This window comes from Bacillus sp. FSL M7-0003 (genome assembly GCF_038628485.1).
In the GTDB taxonomy this organism is placed as follows: Bacteria; Bacillota; Bacilli; order Bacillales; family Bacillaceae; genus Bacillus; species Bacillus safensis.
Map to the genome: position 1 here is coordinate 1,711,246 of NZ_CP152024.1, position 16,315 is coordinate 1,727,560.

The window sequence follows — 16,315 nt, forward strand, 5'->3', positions numbered from 1 at the left end:
AATGGAAATGGAACCATCGAATGAAGTTTATCAAGAAATTTTGAATACAATAAATGAAATAATACCTGTTGATTGGGAGAATGTTTTGCTATATGCGGAAATTCTGGATGACTCTCGTGAAGTTTATTTTTTCTTTAATACAAACAAACAACAAGAATATATTTATTCTCATGATATTCCTGATATATTTGAGGTCAGTGAAAATATATATGATGACTTATTAATTAATTTACAGGATTCTTTTAAGAAACTCAGAGATGAATTTAAAATTAATGAGCAAAAAACTTGGACAAATTTAACGCTGAAAATCAAGAATAGGAATCGATTTACCATTGATTTTAATTATGATGATGTATTGAACTCTCATTACAATACCTATCAACGAATGGCTATTTGGGAATATGAAAATTTGGGATATCTCCCTGAAGATGAGGAAGATAAAGAAGCCGTATTAAATTATATAAAAAATAAAGACGATAACTAACGCACAATACCCTCCAATTTAAGGAGGGTATTTCTCATATATGTTTCATAAAATCTCATTTCCATTATCTAAACCGATAAACCGTCACTTCACAATCACCCAGCACCTCTTCAATCATCTCTTCCACAATCGTCCAATCGCCGCCTGCTAATCCGCAGCCGATCCCGTATGGAATGGCGATGGACGTTGGGTTTTTCTCTTCAGGTGATTGTGTCACTGTATCCTTTAGGTGTTGAAAGCAGTTGCGTAAGGCATCGTAGTCTGTTTGCTGTCTTGTTCTTCCGTATCCAGCTTGGGCAAATAAGTTGGCCATTGTTTTTCCGTCTTTTGTTGTGATGAGTTGAACGGAGCTTAACAAGTCATCTCCTTGTTCTGTACATAACTGTTTATAATCTTTGTACACATTCGGATATTTGCTTTTGATCTGTTTCGCTAATCCAGCTCCCATGACTCCTTTACAGTTCACCTGGTGACAAATGATGTCTTCGCTTGCCTCTAATATATTGCCGTCTACCGTTTTGATCATATGCAGTAACCCCTTTTTGATAAAATGCAAACTTATGTTCTATTATAACAGTTTTGTTCCTGTGATTTAATAGCTTTTGATGAGTTTTTAGTTAGTACATGAGTTCAGGTGACAGCAAAGTGACAAACATGTCATATGATTCCATGGTTTGTTCGTTCGATCGATGGAGGCAGACATCTCATTACAATTATCCTTATCGTAAATCAAGTAAAAAGGGATGAAATGAGATGCGGGGACTTAATGAAGATTTATTTAGGTGGGTGAATGAACTCAGTATCGATCATGGTTACTTGAATCCAATATTTATTGGACTAGCTGAATATACAGTGCTGCTGGCAGCGCTCGTGTGTCTGTTCGTATGGTTTCAAAATCGCAGCAGGTACAATAGGGCGATGGTCGTTTCTGCCGGACTGACCTTCGTACTCGCCGAGTTACTTGGGAAAATCGCTGGGGTGTTTTATTTTAATCAGCAGCCCTTTGCAGAAATGAGCCGCGTCAATCTTTTGATTCAAAAGGAAGTGAATAACTCGTTTCCGAGTGATCATACCATCTTTATTTTTTCGATTTGCGTGATCTTTTGGCTGTTTCACAAACGCCATATGTATTGGCTGATCATTGCGTGTGCTGTTGGTTTTTCAAGGATTTGGGTAGGTGTTCATTATCCATTTGATGTCTTAGCAGGAGCTGCTATAGCGTGTTTAACAGCCGTCGCCGTTGTATATTTGCCGATATGCCAAAAGAGCGTTGATGCCCTCTTGTCATGTTATGAATGGGTTGAACAAAAATTGGTAGGGAAGAGAACAAAATAATATTGTTGCAGCAAAATACCCCGATCTGTAAAGCTGAGATCGGGGTACTGTTTATTTTCGCCAAAACGTTGAACAATCCGCTTTGTCTTCGATATTAAATGCGATGATTTTTTTTAGGAGAGGATAATCAACTGGCAAGCTTTCTTTCATGCGAAACAGATTTTTCCCATGATCGTACCCAGCTTGTACAATGTCAGCTGAAAATTGATCAATTCCTTTTGCTTCTGGTGCGACAGAAATGTGATGTTTTGCCACGCTAAACCCAATAATAAATGTGCCGTGATCTGTGAACATGGGCTGATTCCAAGCAATTCTTGGCTCTAATTGAGGGAATGTGTCTTCTACCCATTGTAAGATGGCTTGAGTGCGCTGCTTCAGCTCAGGGTTACCGATTTTACTGATATATTCTTCAAACACATGCATAATATTTTAACCTCCCAATCCATCTACCTCATAAGCCTCAGACGGGATTCGAACCCGCACTCCTTTCGTAAGCATAGGCTAGGGGCAACACGCTTCCCTACGGAATTTCACCGACAGGAATTTCACCTGTCTCAGCTCATGTGCTTTTCGGTGCTTCTGAAACCCTTGCCTTGCGACCCGCCAGCTACAATTTGTTTTACGGCGCTCTTCCCTTCTAGAGCTACTGAGGCGTGTAAGTGATTGATCATATTATATAAAGAAACTGGATAAATGAAAAGCTGCTATGAACCATCATAAGATTAGAAAGCCTCGACATTGGGCTTTTTTCATTTCATCTCAAGATGTTTATTTTAAAAAAAGGCGGAATTTTTTCGCAAATATCATTGACTAGGAGAAAGAAACGTACTTTCAATGGAAACGGTTATTGAAGATTCAAGTGATTCATATTAAAATGATGTCAAATGGACTAATTAGCAATTGCTAATAGAAGTTCCATATTTAGTGAAATCATGTGTTGCAGCTGAAGGTGATTGGGGGTGTAGAATGAGCAAAGTTCCTGTTGCGGAATTGGCATCACTATTAAATGACTGGAACATGGAAATCAAAAAAGATCATGCAGATGAGGCAGAACGGTTATTTGCCAAAGCGAAAAAAGCGGTAGAGGAAATTGACGATGCGGATATCCTCATATACTATTCTCTTCTTGAGAAGAGGCATCACATTCTTATGTACAATTTAAGAGGTCAAAAAGGCAATGTTTCAACGAAAAGCATAGAGGGTCATTATGGAAAAAAAGAAGATGACCTGTCTAATCGTCTTGCCTATTATTTTGATTTTTATGAGGGTGTGTATGAGCAGCATCAAGGTAATTATGAGGTTGCATTGCAAATGTATCAAAGTGCTGAAAAGCTCTTAGATAAAATTCCAAGTGAGATAGAACGTGCTGATTTCGATTTTAAAGTGGCATGGCTTTATTACCGGCTCAGTCATATCATGCTCTCATTAAGCTATATCCGCAGAGCGCTGCACGTCTATAAGCGGCACAAGCAGTATGAAAGAAGAACGGCCCTTTCATACTCTCTTATAGCAGCGAATCTAACGGAGATCGGCCGGTATGAAGAGGCGCTTGAGAATTATCGTCTGGCGGAAGAAGTTTTGACAAATGAGCAGGATGATTTTATGCTGGCTCAGCTTCATCACAATGTGGCCATTTTATATTCATTTTGGAATAAACCGAAGGAATCGATACGTCATCTTGAAAAAGCACTGTCCCATCAAGAGTATTATGATTCAGATTTCTTTTTCCATTCTACGTATCTGATCAGCCGGGAACTCTGTGTGATTGGTGAAAAGCAGCGTGCAAGCCAATATATAGAGGCTGCATATGCCAGAATAAAAGATGCTTCTCATGAAGTGTTTCAGCTAAAAATAGGCATCGTACATGATCTTTACTTAACGCATGCGCCACAAAGATTTCAGCAAATTGATGAGAAATTAAGAAAGTTAGAAGAGAAGAATGAATATCATGAAGTAAAAGAGCTATCACAATTTGCAGCAAAATATTGTGAAAAGCAATCACTTTATGAGCAGTCTGTTTTTTACTTGAACAAAAGTTTAGAAGCGGATTTACATATGAAAAGAATGGGGTTGATTTAAGATGAAAACAGGATTAAAAGTATTATTCGTTGTCGGTTTAGCGGTCGCTGCGACTGTTCTATCGCAAAACGTTGCGGGTTCATTCGAAGTTGCAGAAAAAATCATTGGTGGTTAATACCATTTATCTCTCGCCCTTGTTGATGATCGTCAGCAAGGGTTTTTTGTGTTTTAATAGGCTCTTCTTATTAAACGCTGCAAGAACGTTTAATAAGAAGAATTCGCAACAAAGGGGGTGTGCAAATTTATTACCTGCTCCATTATTCTAAATAAACATAGGGCAGAGCAACAAGTTAAAAAGGTCACTTTTCTTTGCTTAATTTAATTTTTTGCAGGACTTTTCATTCAAATTTTATTAAATTGGTCTAATGTACATAGAAGGAAAGAAAAAGCAGGAGCACCGCCCATTCGTCATGCATATGATGAGATAAGGTCTGATTCGAAGGCAGGTGATTGTATGTATCCGCGGGTTTATGGTGGTTTTCATGGAGGCGGTTTTAGCGGAGGCGGGGCACATATTGGGCCTGTTGGTTCCCATATCGGCTTTGGCGGGTCTTATTTGAGCCCTGGTGTGTTCTCTGGCTTGGGCGGTTTTCCTGGTTACGGGGGATTCGGGACATTTTCTGGATATCCATATGGTTCAACGTTCATCATGGGACGCCCTCCTGGTTTTTATGTCAGGAGTTATTAGTGTAAGATCACAATAATTGAAATAGCCATCTAAAGAGAGGCTATTTCAATTGGTGAAAGTGCTTCAATCCAGCAGTGATCACAATGATGCCTAGAATGATGATCGGCAGCCATATGATGATAAACGGATCGTAACGATCTGTGTATGCAGCAATAGCTGCACCTAGGCAGTAGAAGACAATAGAGCCTATTCGCATCAAGCTTACAAGCTGGATAGGGGCCTTTCTTTTTTCCCGGTATGATATGCGCTGGGCTGCATCTTCAAATAGGTTAGCAAGTGTACTTGTGAGAACGGTTGTGGAAATGCCAGCAACATTCAATTTACGTGCGGCCGCCGTTTGCATGCCCATAGCCATACTTAAAAGAATGATCAGCATAAAGTAAGCACCTTGTGTATAAGGGAAAATGGTCATGAGAGCAAATAGAAGCAAAATCATCAATTCGATGATAAAAATGCGGGTTACGGCTTTTGGCCAAAACGTTTTCTCGTGATTTCCGCCTATCACCACTGCAAGTAAAACCCCTAAAACGAATCCACTTAGAGCAATGATGGAATGAAGGGCTGTTAGCTGCAAGGAGCTTCCTGCTGCAATGCCAAGCAGCACAATATTACCTGTCATATTGGCTGTAAACACATGCCCTAGGCTTAAATAGCCAATCACATCCACAATTCCTGCGGAAAGACATAAGAAAATCAAAGCTGTATTTCGAAATGAATGTGCGGTCAAAATAGTCATCCCTTTCTTCCTCTCTAATGAATAAGTGTAACGCGTCATGACCGCAAATGTCCATCTGATGAGATGGTCACATGTGTGCAAGCTGATGTAAAACTTGTCTAAAAGCATCATCATTCACAAGGTGCCTCATGCGGCGGAACGGATCGCCCTTTTCCTTTAAACGCTCTATAACAGCCGGCATCGTAAAAAGAGAAGGATGAAGCTCATCATGATAGAGTTCGTCCCATTCAAGCGGTGTCGCAACAAGCCCAAGCTCATTTCCTCTTGGAGAATATGGAGCGATGATTGTTTTCCCAGCATCGTGCTGAATGTAATCTAAATACAAGCGTTTGCCGCGTTTTTTCTTAAGGCGTTCCAGAGTAAAAAGATCCGGTGCTTGCTCACATAAAAATTGGCATATGAACGCGGTGAATTGTCTTGTTTCTTCGTATGTGAAGGCGTTTTTCTTTAAAGGAATATAGACTTGAAGCCCTTTACCTCCGCTTGTTTTAATAAAGGCTGTGAGAAAAAGCCCGTCTAAAAGCGCTTTGATTCGTTTAGCCGCTTCTATGGCTAGATGAAACTCATTTACAGATGGCGGGTCTAGATCAAAGACAATTTCTGTCGGCCGATCCGTATCTCTTGTCTCAAAAGGGATATGAAATTCCATCGCCAGCTGGTTGCCAAGCCAAAGAAGCGTACGAGGATCATTACAGATCGTATAAGAAATATCATCAACTTCATCTGTTAAAACAAAATCCGGCGCATAATCAGGTGTCGACTTTTGATAAAAGAATTCGTCTCCAGTGCCATGCGGATACCGAATTAAAGTAAGACGCCTTTCACGTAAAAAGGGCAAAAGGTAGGGAGCCGCTTGTCTTAAATAAAGTAAGTAATCTGCCTTGTTTAGTTGAAGAGCCGGGACAATCGGTTTTTCAGGGTGAGTGACTTCTATAGCAGCAGGGAGTGGATACAGCTGTTTGAGCATTTGCTGAAATGTACATGCTGCTGGATCCGCATCTAGTAAAAAGGAAGAAAAACGCGGCTCTCTTAACGCCGAGCCATCAAAGGATATACAAGCAATGCTGGCAACGATAGAAGGAGGGATTTCGTATAAAGATCCTCCTGTTAACTGGCCTTTTGTCTGAAATAGTGTACGCAGCGTTTGTTCTTCTTCTTTAGAAAAACCATGCTTGAATTGAACAACCTCGATGAGTGTCGAATCTTGATAAATGGATCCTTGGAAATAGCCATTTTCTTTGTCAAAACGGGTGACAATGACAGAGACATACCGCCAGTTTTTCATTTTTAGCCATTCTTTTGAACGAGTATTGTCATGCCATTTACTCGTCTTTTTTTTCGCTACTAGTCCTTCTGCTAAATACGTCGTCATCACGTTTTTCATGTAATCAGAGTCTGGGTCTGTATGAATGACCTGCAAAAGGGAAGGGTGCTCTAGCTGAACTGATGAGGGGAGCTTAGCTTCTTGGAATAATTGCTGCAGCTGATTTTTTCTTTCCATCAACGGTGAATCAACGAGAGGTTTCCCTTTGCAGCTTAATAGATCGAATGCAATGAAATGACATGGAAATCGTTCAGCCTGTCTTTGGATGGCTTCTTTGTTTTTCAGCCTGCCTCTTTGCTGAACCTTCGCAAACTCACTTTGCTGTTCACTTAGTAAAAAGACCAATTCTCCGTCAAGTGTCAGCGGTAAAAAAGGAGCAAATTGGTTTCTTAATTGTTCGCATTGATCCATTACTTCAGGAAATTGCTTATTTAGCCGTTTTCCGGTCCTGCTTTCTAAACGAATCTCGTCTTCTTCCCATACAAGAATAGCCCGAAAGCCATCATATTTTAATTCATATACCCAGTCTGCACCGGCAGGTATATCATGTGCAGGTGTTAATCGCATAGGTTTCATTGTGCATGTCACTTCCTTATATCATGTGTTCTTATAGTGGGATGAAATTTTCAATCACATACATAAGTCTGATGAAAACATTACATAGTAAGGAGAAAAGAACGGAGGAAGCGCGATGCATACAGTATGGAAAGGCGGCATTAGTTTCGGATTGGTCAATATACCAGTCAAGCTGTTTACCGCTACAGAGAACAAAGACATTAAATTAAGACAGCTGCATAAAGAGTGTCACACGCCCATTAACTACAAGAAAGTATGTGCCAATTGCGGTGAAGAAGTAGCGCCGGAACAAATCGTCAAGGCGTATGAATATGCGAAAAATAAATTTATTGAATTGGACGATGAAGAGCTGGAAAAACTGCGAAAAGAAAATGAAGAAAAAGCCGTTGAAATCATTGATTTTGTAAAAATTGAAGAGATTGATCCAATCTATTATGAAAGAAGTTATTTCTTATCACCGGATACCGGCGGAGCAAAGGCTTATTCATTATTAAGAAAAGCTCTAGAGGAATCGGGGAAAATTGGTGTCGCAAAGATTATGATCCGTTCAAAGGAACAATTAGCAATCGTTAGGTGCTATGAACATATTTTGCTGATGGAAACCATTCATTTCCCTGACGAAATTAGACAAGTATCAGATGTACCGAATATCCCCCAAGAGGAGAACATTGTAAAGAAAGAGTTAGATACAGCGCTCCTTTTAATCGAGCAGCTGACCACGACATTCGATCCAGCGGCATATCAAGATGAATACAGAGAACAGCTGATGAATTTAATTGGCGATAAAATATCTGGAGAACATACCGTTCAGCCAGAAACGACAGGCAAAAAAGATCCTGCAGCTAATGTGACTGATTTGATGGCCGCACTACAGGCCTCGATTGACCGATCAAAACCAGCCAAAGCGAAAAAAGCAGCACCTAAGAAAAGAAAAACACCAGCGAAAAAAGAAAAAAATGCATAAAAATGACCGCTGACAAGCGGTCTTAAATTGTTAACAAAAGACTAAAATGATCTTTATTTTAGCCTTTTGTTTTCCTTCAGCGTGATAGAAAACCTTTGCAGCCCTAGGAAGGACGAGTACCGGAGCGGAGCGAATTTAACCTTCGTGAGCACCGGCACGCAGGACTGACACCGAATGCGAGGGTTTGTCTACACGCTAAGACCGCTGACAAGCGGTCTTATTGCGGCTTTAACACGTCCTGAATCGTCCCGTCTTTTCGGTGAATGACAACGGAAGTTCCTTTATTAGCTGAAATCTCCTTTGCCCGGTCAACTGCTTCTTGTTTTGTTTCTTTGACCTCACTTGCTCGTTTCGCTTTCTCTGTTTGAATCGCCCAGCCTTCCTCGTGTTTCACTACATGCTGCGCATGATCCATGAGCTCTGGTCTTGCGGAGCTGCTGCTCTCTGAAGGTTTGACAGAACCATGAGATGAAAAATTCTCTACCTCTTTCTCTGTTGCGTTCTTTTTCCACTCTTTCGCTTGACTGATTGCAATTGGAATGGCTCTATTTTCCTCATATCCTTCCTGGATCATTTTATTGGCAATCTCAAGCGCTTTTTTTCGAATGACGTTGTCTAATGATTGAAATGAAGCTGGATAATCGTTCATCGTCCAAGGCATATGGACCGCTCCTTTCTTTTATTTTATTTGAACATCTTCCCCCATCTGCAAAGGGTCAAACATACAATGTCTCTCAAACTAATGTTAGGGATAAAATACATCGTTTTGCTGAGGCAGAATATCATCAACTCCTGCAGAATAGAAGGTAGAAAAGGAGTGATTTTGATGATGATGAAAGGTTTATATGAAGCACATTTACCTGTGAGTGACTTGAAGACATCGATTGCGTTTTATGAAAAATTGGAATTGACACTTGCTCATGAAAATGAAAGAGTTGCTTTTTTATGGATTGAGAAAGGAAAGAGCTGGCTTGGCCTGTGGAAAGTAGATATGAACAATTTTCCATACCATCCCTCGACTCGGCACGTTGCCTTTCAAATTACAACGTCCAGTATCGAACAGATTAAGACTTGGCTGATTGAAAGAGGCATCAGCATTCACCCAATGTTTGGTTTTTCAGAAGAAAAGCAGCCTTTAGTTCTCGATAATCCGCCGCAATTTCATGCAGCGATCTATTTTCTTGACCCAGATGAGAATCTGCTTGAATGCATTGCGCCGCTTGAGCTTGATACAGGAGAAGACTACGATATCATGACATATGAGGACTGGGATCGAAAGAAAAATCCGTTTATTGATTGACAAAATCACTCATTGTAACTATATTGATTACAACGGTGGTGAAAGATTGTGAAACAAATTAGCAGCAGGTATCCGATTGCTGTTCATATTGTGTCATTTATTGCAGGTGTTCCAAAAGAGTGTACTAGTGATTTTATTGCAGAGAGCGTGAATTCAAATCCTGCCATTGTTCGAAAAATGATGGCAATGCTCAAACGGGCGGGTCTCATTGAAATTCGCCGCGGAGTAGGCGGTGCTTATTTAAAAAGACCGGCTGAGGATATCACACTCTTAGATGTGTACCGTGCTGTGGATGTAAGCGAGGATGAAGAATTATTTAACTTTCATCAGCCCGTCATCGCATGCCCGATTGGTCAAGCGATGGACACGAGACTTCGGCATGAACTAAAAGAAGCACAAACTGCACTTGAGAATCACCTAAAGCAAGTGACTATTCAGCAATTATTGACAGAGACGGAATAAAAAAGCTCATACATTGGAGCTTTTTTTAACCCTTTGTTGTAACCATTTTGATTATAACGTATGCACATCACCGTTGAACGAAAAATGAGGAGGTCAAACAAATGAAATTATTAGTAACAGGCGCAACAGGACAACTTGGATCGCTCGTCGTCAAGCATTTGCTCACAAAAGTACCGGCTGAACAAATTGCAGTCAGTGTTCGAAATCCGCAAAAAGCAGCACATTTGAAGGATGCTGGGGTGGATGTACGCCGTGGAGATTTTACTCAGCCAGACACCCTGACATCAGCATTTGAAGGCATTGACCGTCTGTTGATCATTTCAACGGCGGATGGAGACCGCGTCGAGCAGCATAAAGCGGCAATTGAAGCGGCGAAAGCAGCAAATGTGAGGTTTATTGCTTATACAAGTGTTGTCAATGCAAGAGAGAGTCAGCTTGTCCTTGCACATGACCATGCCAAAACAGAAGAAGCCATTTTGGCCTCTGGCATTCCTCATGTATTTTTAAGAAACAACTGGTATGTTGATAACGAAAAAGATACGATTCTGGCGTCAGTCAGCGGCGCACCATTTTTAAGCCCTATTGGCGAAGGAAAGGTTGGCTGGGCAACAAGAAATGACTACGCCGAAGCGGCAGCAAATGCGTTAACACTTCCCGTACATGATCAGGAGATATATGAACTGTCAGGCCCGCTTCGGACACATAGTGAACTTGCACAAATTGTTAGTAAGGTGAGTGGAAAAGAAATCAAAGTAGAAAAAATAGATGTAGACACATTTGGAGACTTTTTAGCTTCAAATGGTGTACCAAAAGAAGCAGTGCCATTTGTCAAAGCCATTCAAAGCGGCATACGCGATGGTGCTTTAGCTGTCGAAAGTGAAGATTTCGAAACATTACTAGGCCGGCCGGTAACACCTATTGAAGAAAGAATTCGTGAATTGATTTCAAAATAAACATCAAAAAACGCCCTGCGAAAAGGGCGTTTTCTCATGTGGATTATGCTTCAAGCATCATTAAGTTCCTCTCCAGCTGTAGCCCAGTCAATATAACGTTTTTTATATAAACAGATCAACTCAATGGTTAATCACCCTCTTATTTTTCCTACTCTTACATCATCCTTATACCTGTAGAAGTTAACTATCTTTTAACCAACAAAAAATAGTAACAAAGTAACTTTTTTTCATATGATAATGTTGAACTCTAATTTTATTTATTGTAATATTAGATAATAATAGGAGGAGGTGGTAATTGTGGGTAAAATTGATAGTAAACATTCTAAAATCCTAGCCGCTTTTGGGATGGTCTTTTTATCTATTTTAGTGATGTTTGGAACTATTGGGTCACCAGTGAAGTATAATCAAAACGAATTTAGTAATTCTAATATTCAGACTTTAGAAAAATCATCATTAGAAGTGAACCTTGCCAAAATCATTAATAAATATAGTAAAAAGACTACTTGGAACCAGGCTCAAAAAAAGGCATCCAAAATTGTCAACATGGTGATGACGGGGTCTGACGTTGCTTCGGCAATATCTATAGTGTTAGGTGCCTTTTCATTTGGAACCGTAACGGCTATTGCTTGGGCAGCAAGGATGTCATTAAAGTGGTATATCAAACGAAAAGGTAAAAAAGCAGCTGTTACTTGGTAAGTAATGAAGAGTAGTTATGATCCTCATAACTACTTCTTCTTTACTAATTACGTATAAGGGGAGCCGTGTGGTGAAAGAAATTGTAGAGGGCGTTAAATCATTCGTATCTGTATTATTTGAACCAGTATCTTTATTTAATAAATTAATTGAAAAACCTAAGAATTTTTATCCGTTCATTTTAATTATGCTAATAGGAATATTTTTAGTACTATCCACCTCACAATTTTTAATACAGGAAATTTCTCACCTGTTTGAATTAGAAGACAAGTTGTCTAATTCAGCTATCATTATTGGTATTTTCACTTTTATTATAAGTGGAGGATTACTTATAGAGTGGTTGATTCAAGCAATTGTCATCTATTTTATGGTATCACTGTTTTCTACTGAAACCCGGGAATTCAGAGCGGTATCCAGTATTATCGGTTATAGTTGGGTTCCAATAGCCATTAAGGTGTTTTCTTTCTCGTTATTAGTGATGTTTTCTGGAGAATTGTACGAGATTAAAGGATTTTCTGGTATATTAAAAGATACCGATAATTCTCTTTTAAGCAGCTTTTTAAAAAATATAGATTTTTTTGTCATTTGGCAGTACATAATCATGTATTTAGGTGTGAAAATTTTGTTAAGGGATTCTAGTAAGTGGATGTCCATAATGATTATCGCTTTCACCTTCTTACTAAACACAATTTTAAAAATAATTCCAGAGATTTTCACTTCATTTATGTAATTGTTTTAACCCTATAATCAGTTAGTAGGATGTGATGAAATGTTACGAAAAGCCTCACTTTCTTATTTTATTGCAAGCATTATTACAATAATAGTCATTTTGATTGAAGTTGGTATCCGTTCAGCAGTTGTTTCTCCATTTGTTCTACTTGATTCGAACAAAGATAACAATCCAAAAGTATTAATCTCCCATTCCCTTTATCAAGGTGATTTTTTATTAACCTATCAAGAAGGTCACTCCAAAGATCGATCAGAAGCAGCCTTTCAATTGGGGGGAAAGCAAATACATTTCACAGAGATTCCATCTAGGGATGGAATTAGCACAATTGAAACTGACAAATTAATGAAAGATAAGGCAACAGTTTTTCTAAGAAGAGGTTTTGTACCTATTCATGATGATAAAATCAAGATGGAACAGGTATCGCAAAATCCTTTTTTCTCTAAATACAATCTAACGAATTTAACAGAAACTACTAAGGTCAAAACAGGTTTTAAGCATAATACCACATATATTATATTAATTACCTTAATGGGAATTCTTTTTCCAGCTATGTTATTTTTATTTTTTAATCTTCATGAATCTATGAAAAACCTATTCACATTATTTATTCCCTTTGTTTTAGCCATCTTTCTTCCCTTGGGATTAAATTATTATTTCTTAATGGGGTATGTGCTATCAATAACAGGCTCTTATGTATTAAGCATTATTCTCTCTATACTTGTACCTAGTTTCCTGTCAATTTTATTGACAGCTTATTCATTTGAGTATACTACAAAAGATACGCCTGAAGATTTAGAAGAAAATGAAGGCGCGTCAGGAAATTCGTTCTTAATGAATGTTAGGGAGCAAGTTGTTTTGTTTGGTGCTGCCACCTTATCTTTGTTATATTTCGGATCATATTTATTACTTCCTTTGTCGTTTCAAGCGAAGATCATGGATAACCTTTTTCTATTTTGTGGCTGGTACTTCGCCCTAATCATATTATTTATTTTTGGTTACTCAATCATTCAAAAAATAATAAACAAATATGAACTTTTAAATACGGAAGCATTCATGAATATTCGCAAGGATATTGAGAATAAGACAAAACAAAAGGTAAATATTTGGGTGAAAAAAGACTCTCAACAGGATGTGAATGCTTGGATATATTCTTTTAAACTTCCATTTAAAAGAAGAGTCGATGTGTATGTGACAGAAGGGTTGTTAGATAAGTTTGATAAAGATGAAATTCGTGCTATCTTATACCATGAAATGGGGCATGCGAAGTTAAAACATGCGCACTATACCATGTTTCTAACTTTGATCGTAACATTATTTATGGGCATCAGTATGTATTATGCCAGACAGGTTATGCTTGCTAACGGATGGTGGCAATATGTTCTTATTTTCCCAGTAGGAGTAATTCTCATGATCTTCATAACGGAATGGTTGCCAAAGAAAATCAGCCGGTTATTTGAGATTCAGGCTGATAACTTTGCTGTTTCCCATCTTGAGAATAAAACACTGTATCTCAATACTTTGATTAAATTAAGCAGTCTTATTGAAGAAGAAGATGGAGATTATGGAAGAAAGTCTGAATGGCGTGAAAGTCACCCCTCTTTTGAAAAACGAATTGAGAACATAAAGAAAACCAATTGAGTCAACAAGGTGATTATATGAAGGCTAAACTGAACCATTTCAAATATAATTGGCTAAAACTATTTATAAAGAGAAATTTCCGGGTGTTGAAGTTGGCTTTATTAGTTGTTTTTATTAGCTTTTTCGGTACTATATTATTCTTATCGATTAACAATGATATGAGCGTGACTACCATTCCTCTTAGTTATTTGGAGGAAGGGGTTAGTGATAGTGAGAATGATGGGTTTGCTGTTTGTTTCTCAATTTTTTCGCATAATTTCATTATCTTGCTGCCAGCGTTAATTGGAGTTTTTTCACTCGGTTTTTTATCAATAATATATGTTTCCTTACAAGGATATTTACTTGGAGTATCCATCTATAGCATCTCTCAAACAATGTCAATTTCAACTGTAATTACATTCACGATATTTCATGGGATTTTTGAGATGATTGCTATAGCTCTAGTCACTGCATTTGCTATAAAACCTGGTGAAATAACGATTGAATCCATTCGTGGAAACCGGAAATTTATACAGAAGCAGGACTTAATAGATATGGTTATCCTACTTACTATGTATATTATTTTTTTATTCACAGCGTCATTGATTGAAGGATTAATACTCCTAAATATATGAAGTTAGTTTTAAATATCATTTTGATGTTTAGAGGTAGATGGATATGAGAGAAATTTATTTGATTAACAAATATAAATTTAGAAGTATCTTAAACAGATTTTTGTATACCCATAAAAATGGTGGAATGCATAGTGTTTATCTCCCATTTCTTGTAGGAAGTATCATCATCACTGTTACATTGACTATTATTAATTTTTTTACTTCTTATACAGTTGAATTTATGATTGAGAATTTAGAACCATTAACTAGAAAAGAGCAAAGTGAATGGACCTATAGACTATTTTTATTAATAATATTAATCATTCTGACTAGCAATGTTTATTCTAATGTGTACCGTATGCTAGAACTTAAAGACTTTAAGTTACTATCTTCTATTGTTCCATCTGTTAATAAAATAATACTCAGTAAGTTAATTGGGCGTGAATTATTTAAAAGTTTACTACTATTCGTAATATTCGTGCTCTTTTTCATTCATATAGCCGCAAAGCTGAACTTTAGTTTAGCAACTGGGATGTTTTTATTTCTTTTTATAACTCCTATAATATTAATTGTAGCGACGTTAAAAATCTATATAGTGATGAAAATAATTTCGGCTAAAGTAAGTAAAAGAATTGGATTGAATTATAGCCTGTTTCTTTTATTCACAAAAATAATAATAACTATACTCTTTTTTTCTATTCTTTTTCCTTTTATTGAATATATACCTAGTAGCTTGGTAAGGGAAAATTACTTATTAATTTACAACCATTATATTATCCAGTCTTTACTAGTGTTCTTTAACCCATTTCATTTTATAAGTGATAAATGGACAATTCTCTCTATCTCTGTTTTTATTGGGATTTGTATTTGTTGGTTAATGGGTAAATCTTTAAAACATTTAGAAGTCTATGCATATATTGTTTCTTTTCAGCGGAATAATTCCAATGTCACTGGAACAGAGATAAGAAACAGTTTATTTAATTTGTATTTGTCCAGATTGTCTATGGTTCTAAAACACCTTAAATTTATTCCATTTTTAACAAGGAAAATTGTTGAAAAAGATTATAAACATTTTCAAAGAATCCAGATGTATAGATTTAATCAAACATTTTTATTAATTATCTTTCAATACATATTGATATTTATACCTTATTATTTTTTATCCTCCAAAAATATTTCTTTTATAGAGGGAAATCATTTTTCGATTTTTTCTATTCTCCATCTTTCAGGAGCTGTTATGATAATCCATAGACTTTTTAATCGCTTTTCGCCTGATTTTGAAGGAAAAAGTTTTGTTTATCTTTTACTTACTCCTGTAAGAGTTGAAGAAATATGCTTAGCCAAGGTGCTTAGTTTGTTAGGAGTTGCACTGCCTTTTTCAATTGGTGTTAGTTTAGCAACCTGTTTAGTATTTGACGTCAATTTCTTATTGATTCTTCTTTTAAATGTATTAACGATGGTTGTTACAATACTAATTGCTTTAGTCTCCAGTATTACCTTCCCGAATTATGAAAGAGAAACCTATCTGGATTTGCCTAGCACAAGGTCCAGTATCATGAGTAAATTTTTGTCGAGTTTATTTATTATGATTGGAAGTTTAATCATCATAATCTCCAAAAATTCTTTGTTAACCGTAATATTATTTTCGTCAATGGCATTTATGATTAGTTCAATCCTATTCCATTTATGCTGCAAAAAATTAACAAATTCTGAATTTAAAAACTTCGCATCTTTAAGTGAATTTAGTGAGTAAGGATGAT

At 37.3% G+C, this 16,315-nt stretch carries 18 protein-coding genes; 13 read left to right on the top strand and 5 right to left on the bottom strand.

Going from position 1 to position 16,315, the window contains the following annotated elements:
- The first annotated feature begins 1 nt into the window (after position 1).
- Positions 2 to 484: an antitoxin YezG family protein gene (locus MHI23_RS08635; RefSeq protein ID WP_024427057.1), complete on the top strand. Its 483-nt coding sequence runs from the start codon at positions 2 to 4 to the stop codon at positions 482 to 484.
- Between the two features lie 64 nt (positions 485 to 548).
- On the opposite strand, the gene MHI23_RS08640 is transcribed toward MHI23_RS08635, so the two are convergent.
- Positions 549 to 1,010: a macro domain-containing protein gene (locus tag MHI23_RS08640; RefSeq protein WP_024427058.1), complete on the bottom strand. Its 462-nt coding sequence runs from the start codon at positions 1,008 to 1,010 to the stop codon at positions 549 to 551.
- A gap of 227 nt (positions 1,011 to 1,237) precedes the next feature.
- Between MHI23_RS08640 and MHI23_RS08645 the strand changes: the two genes are divergently transcribed.
- Positions 1,238 to 1,819 (top strand): undecaprenyl-diphosphatase, encoded by a 582-nt coding sequence (locus MHI23_RS08645; protein ID WP_268414416.1) that lies wholly within the window; start codon positions 1,238 to 1,240, stop codon positions 1,817 to 1,819.
- 51 nt (positions 1,820 to 1,870) lie between these two features.
- Here the strand turns inward: MHI23_RS08645 and MHI23_RS08650 are convergent, their stop codons facing one another.
- Complete coding sequence (locus MHI23_RS08650) at positions 1,871 to 2,242, bottom strand: iron chaperone (protein ID WP_076839706.1); 372 nt, start codon at positions 2,240 to 2,242, stop codon at positions 1,871 to 1,873.
- A gap of 543 nt (positions 2,243 to 2,785) precedes the next feature.
- On the opposite strand from MHI23_RS08650, the gene MHI23_RS08655 reads away from it, so the two are divergent.
- Positions 2,786 to 3,898: a tetratricopeptide repeat protein gene (locus tag MHI23_RS08655; protein ID WP_024425110.1), complete on the top strand. Its 1,113-nt coding sequence runs from the start codon at positions 2,786 to 2,788 to the stop codon at positions 3,896 to 3,898.
- Positions 3,899 to 4,352: 454 nt separating this feature from the next.
- Complete coding sequence (locus MHI23_RS08660) at positions 4,353 to 4,586, top strand: hypothetical protein (protein WP_044335602.1); 234 nt, start codon at positions 4,353 to 4,355, stop codon at positions 4,584 to 4,586.
- 40 nt (positions 4,587 to 4,626) lie between these two features.
- Here MHI23_RS08660 and MHI23_RS08665 read toward each other — a convergent pair whose 3' ends face one another.
- Together MHI23_RS08665 and MHI23_RS08670 are read right to left on the bottom strand one after the other, a co-directional pair.
- Positions 4,627 to 5,322, bottom strand: a complete 696-nt coding sequence (locus tag MHI23_RS08665) for a YoaK family protein (RefSeq protein ID WP_149126624.1) — start codon at positions 5,320 to 5,322, stop codon at positions 4,627 to 4,629.
- Positions 5,323 to 5,389: 67 nt separating this feature from the next.
- Entirely contained in the window at positions 5,390 to 7,222 is a 1,833-nt protein-coding gene (locus tag MHI23_RS08670; RefSeq protein WP_342492439.1) for a DNA ligase D, read from the bottom strand.
- A 115-nt stretch (positions 7,223 to 7,337) separates the two neighbouring features.
- On the opposite strand from MHI23_RS08670, the gene MHI23_RS08675 reads away from it, so the two are divergent.
- On the top strand, positions 7,338 to 8,186 hold the full coding sequence (locus MHI23_RS08675; RefSeq protein ID WP_024425113.1) for a Ku protein: 849 nt from the start codon (positions 7,338 to 7,340) through the stop codon (positions 8,184 to 8,186).
- A gap of 217 nt (positions 8,187 to 8,403) precedes the next feature.
- Here MHI23_RS08675 and MHI23_RS08680 read toward each other — a convergent pair whose 3' ends face one another.
- Positions 8,404 to 8,847, bottom strand: coding sequence for a DUF2188 domain-containing protein (locus tag MHI23_RS08680; RefSeq protein ID WP_202739018.1), 444 nt, complete (start codon positions 8,845 to 8,847; stop codon positions 8,404 to 8,406).
- 165 nt (positions 8,848 to 9,012) lie between these two features.
- Between MHI23_RS08680 and MHI23_RS08685 the strand changes: the two genes are divergently transcribed.
- The 8 genes from MHI23_RS08685 (at position 9,013) to MHI23_RS08720 (ending at position 16,308) form a co-directional block, all read left to right on the top strand.
- Positions 9,013 to 9,486: a glutathione transferase gene (locus tag MHI23_RS08685; RefSeq protein ID WP_076839712.1), complete on the top strand. Its 474-nt coding sequence runs from the start codon at positions 9,013 to 9,015 to the stop codon at positions 9,484 to 9,486.
- Positions 9,487 to 9,534: 48 nt separating this feature from the next.
- Positions 9,535 to 9,948 carry an Rrf2 family transcriptional regulator gene (locus tag MHI23_RS08690; RefSeq protein WP_254966794.1) on the top strand — a complete coding sequence of 138 codons (414 nt, stop codon included), beginning with the start codon at positions 9,535 to 9,537 and terminating at the stop codon, positions 9,946 to 9,948.
- Positions 9,949 to 10,049: 101 nt separating this feature from the next.
- Complete coding sequence (locus MHI23_RS08695) at positions 10,050 to 10,901, top strand: SDR family oxidoreductase (protein ID WP_342492440.1); 852 nt, start codon at positions 10,050 to 10,052, stop codon at positions 10,899 to 10,901.
- Positions 10,902 to 11,198: 297 nt separating this feature from the next.
- On the top strand, positions 11,199 to 11,597 hold the full coding sequence (locus MHI23_RS08700; RefSeq protein ID WP_254966791.1) for an uberolysin/carnocyclin family circular bacteriocin: 399 nt from the start codon (positions 11,199 to 11,201) through the stop codon (positions 11,595 to 11,597).
- Between the two features lie 70 nt (positions 11,598 to 11,667).
- Positions 11,668 to 12,324 (top strand): YIP1 family protein, encoded by a 657-nt coding sequence (locus tag MHI23_RS08705; protein WP_254966789.1) that lies wholly within the window; start codon positions 11,668 to 11,670, stop codon positions 12,322 to 12,324.
- Between the two features lie 39 nt (positions 12,325 to 12,363).
- Positions 12,364 to 13,962 (top strand): M48 family metallopeptidase, encoded by a 1,599-nt coding sequence (locus MHI23_RS08710; protein ID WP_342492441.1) that lies wholly within the window; start codon positions 12,364 to 12,366, stop codon positions 13,960 to 13,962.
- A gap of 92 nt (positions 13,963 to 14,054) precedes the next feature.
- The gene (locus MHI23_RS08715) at positions 14,055 to 14,576 is read left to right on the top strand and encodes a stage II sporulation protein M (protein ID WP_254966785.1); all 522 of its coding nucleotides are present in this window, start codon (positions 14,055 to 14,057) and stop codon (positions 14,574 to 14,576) included.
- A 43-nt stretch (positions 14,577 to 14,619) separates the two neighbouring features.
- Complete coding sequence (locus MHI23_RS08720) at positions 14,620 to 16,308, top strand: hypothetical protein (protein ID WP_254966782.1); 1,689 nt, start codon at positions 14,620 to 14,622, stop codon at positions 16,306 to 16,308.
- Positions 16,309 to 16,315: the final 7 nt, after the last annotated feature.

What these genes read in the sequence shown, in the direction of transcription:
- MHI23_RS08675 (WP_024425113.1), top strand. Translation starts at nt 7,338, where the DNA reads ATGCATACAGTATGGAAAGGCGGCATTAGTTTCGGATTGGTCAATATA.
- MHI23_RS08655 (WP_024425110.1), top strand. Translation starts at nt 2,786, where the DNA reads ATGAGCAAAGTTCCTGTTGCGGAATTGGCATCACTATTAAATGACTGG.
- MHI23_RS08685 (WP_076839712.1), top strand. Translation starts at nt 9,013, where the DNA reads ATGATGATGAAAGGTTTATATGAAGCACATTTACCTGTGAGTGACTTG.
- MHI23_RS08635 (WP_024427057.1), top strand. Translation starts at nt 2, where the DNA reads ATGGAAATGGAACCATCGAATGAAGTTTATCAAGAAATTTTGAATACA.
- MHI23_RS08640 (WP_024427058.1), bottom strand. Translation starts at nt 1,010, where the DNA reads ATGATCAAAACGGTAGACGGCAATATATTAGAGGCAAGCGAAGACATC.
- MHI23_RS08710 (WP_342492441.1), top strand. Translation starts at nt 12,364, where the DNA reads ATGTTACGAAAAGCCTCACTTTCTTATTTTATTGCAAGCATTATTACA.
- MHI23_RS08670 (WP_342492439.1), bottom strand. Translation starts at nt 7,222, where the DNA reads ATGAAACCTATGCGATTAACACCTGCACATGATATACCTGCCGGTGCA.
- MHI23_RS08660 (WP_044335602.1), top strand. Translation starts at nt 4,353, where the DNA reads ATGTATCCGCGGGTTTATGGTGGTTTTCATGGAGGCGGTTTTAGCGGA.
- MHI23_RS08665 (WP_149126624.1), bottom strand. Translation starts at nt 5,322, where the DNA reads ATGACTATTTTGACCGCACATTCATTTCGAAATACAGCTTTGATTTTC.
- MHI23_RS08695 (WP_342492440.1), top strand. Translation starts at nt 10,050, where the DNA reads ATGAAATTATTAGTAACAGGCGCAACAGGACAACTTGGATCGCTCGTC.
- MHI23_RS08650 (WP_076839706.1), bottom strand. Translation starts at nt 2,242, where the DNA reads ATGCATGTGTTTGAAGAATATATCAGTAAAATCGGTAACCCTGAGCTG.
- MHI23_RS08680 (WP_202739018.1), bottom strand. Translation starts at nt 8,847, where the DNA reads ATGCCTTGGACGATGAACGATTATCCAGCTTCATTTCAATCATTAGAC.
- MHI23_RS08645 (WP_268414416.1), top strand. Translation starts at nt 1,238, where the DNA reads ATGCGGGGACTTAATGAAGATTTATTTAGGTGGGTGAATGAACTCAGT.
- MHI23_RS08720 (WP_254966782.1), top strand. Translation starts at nt 14,620, where the DNA reads ATGAGAGAAATTTATTTGATTAACAAATATAAATTTAGAAGTATCTTA.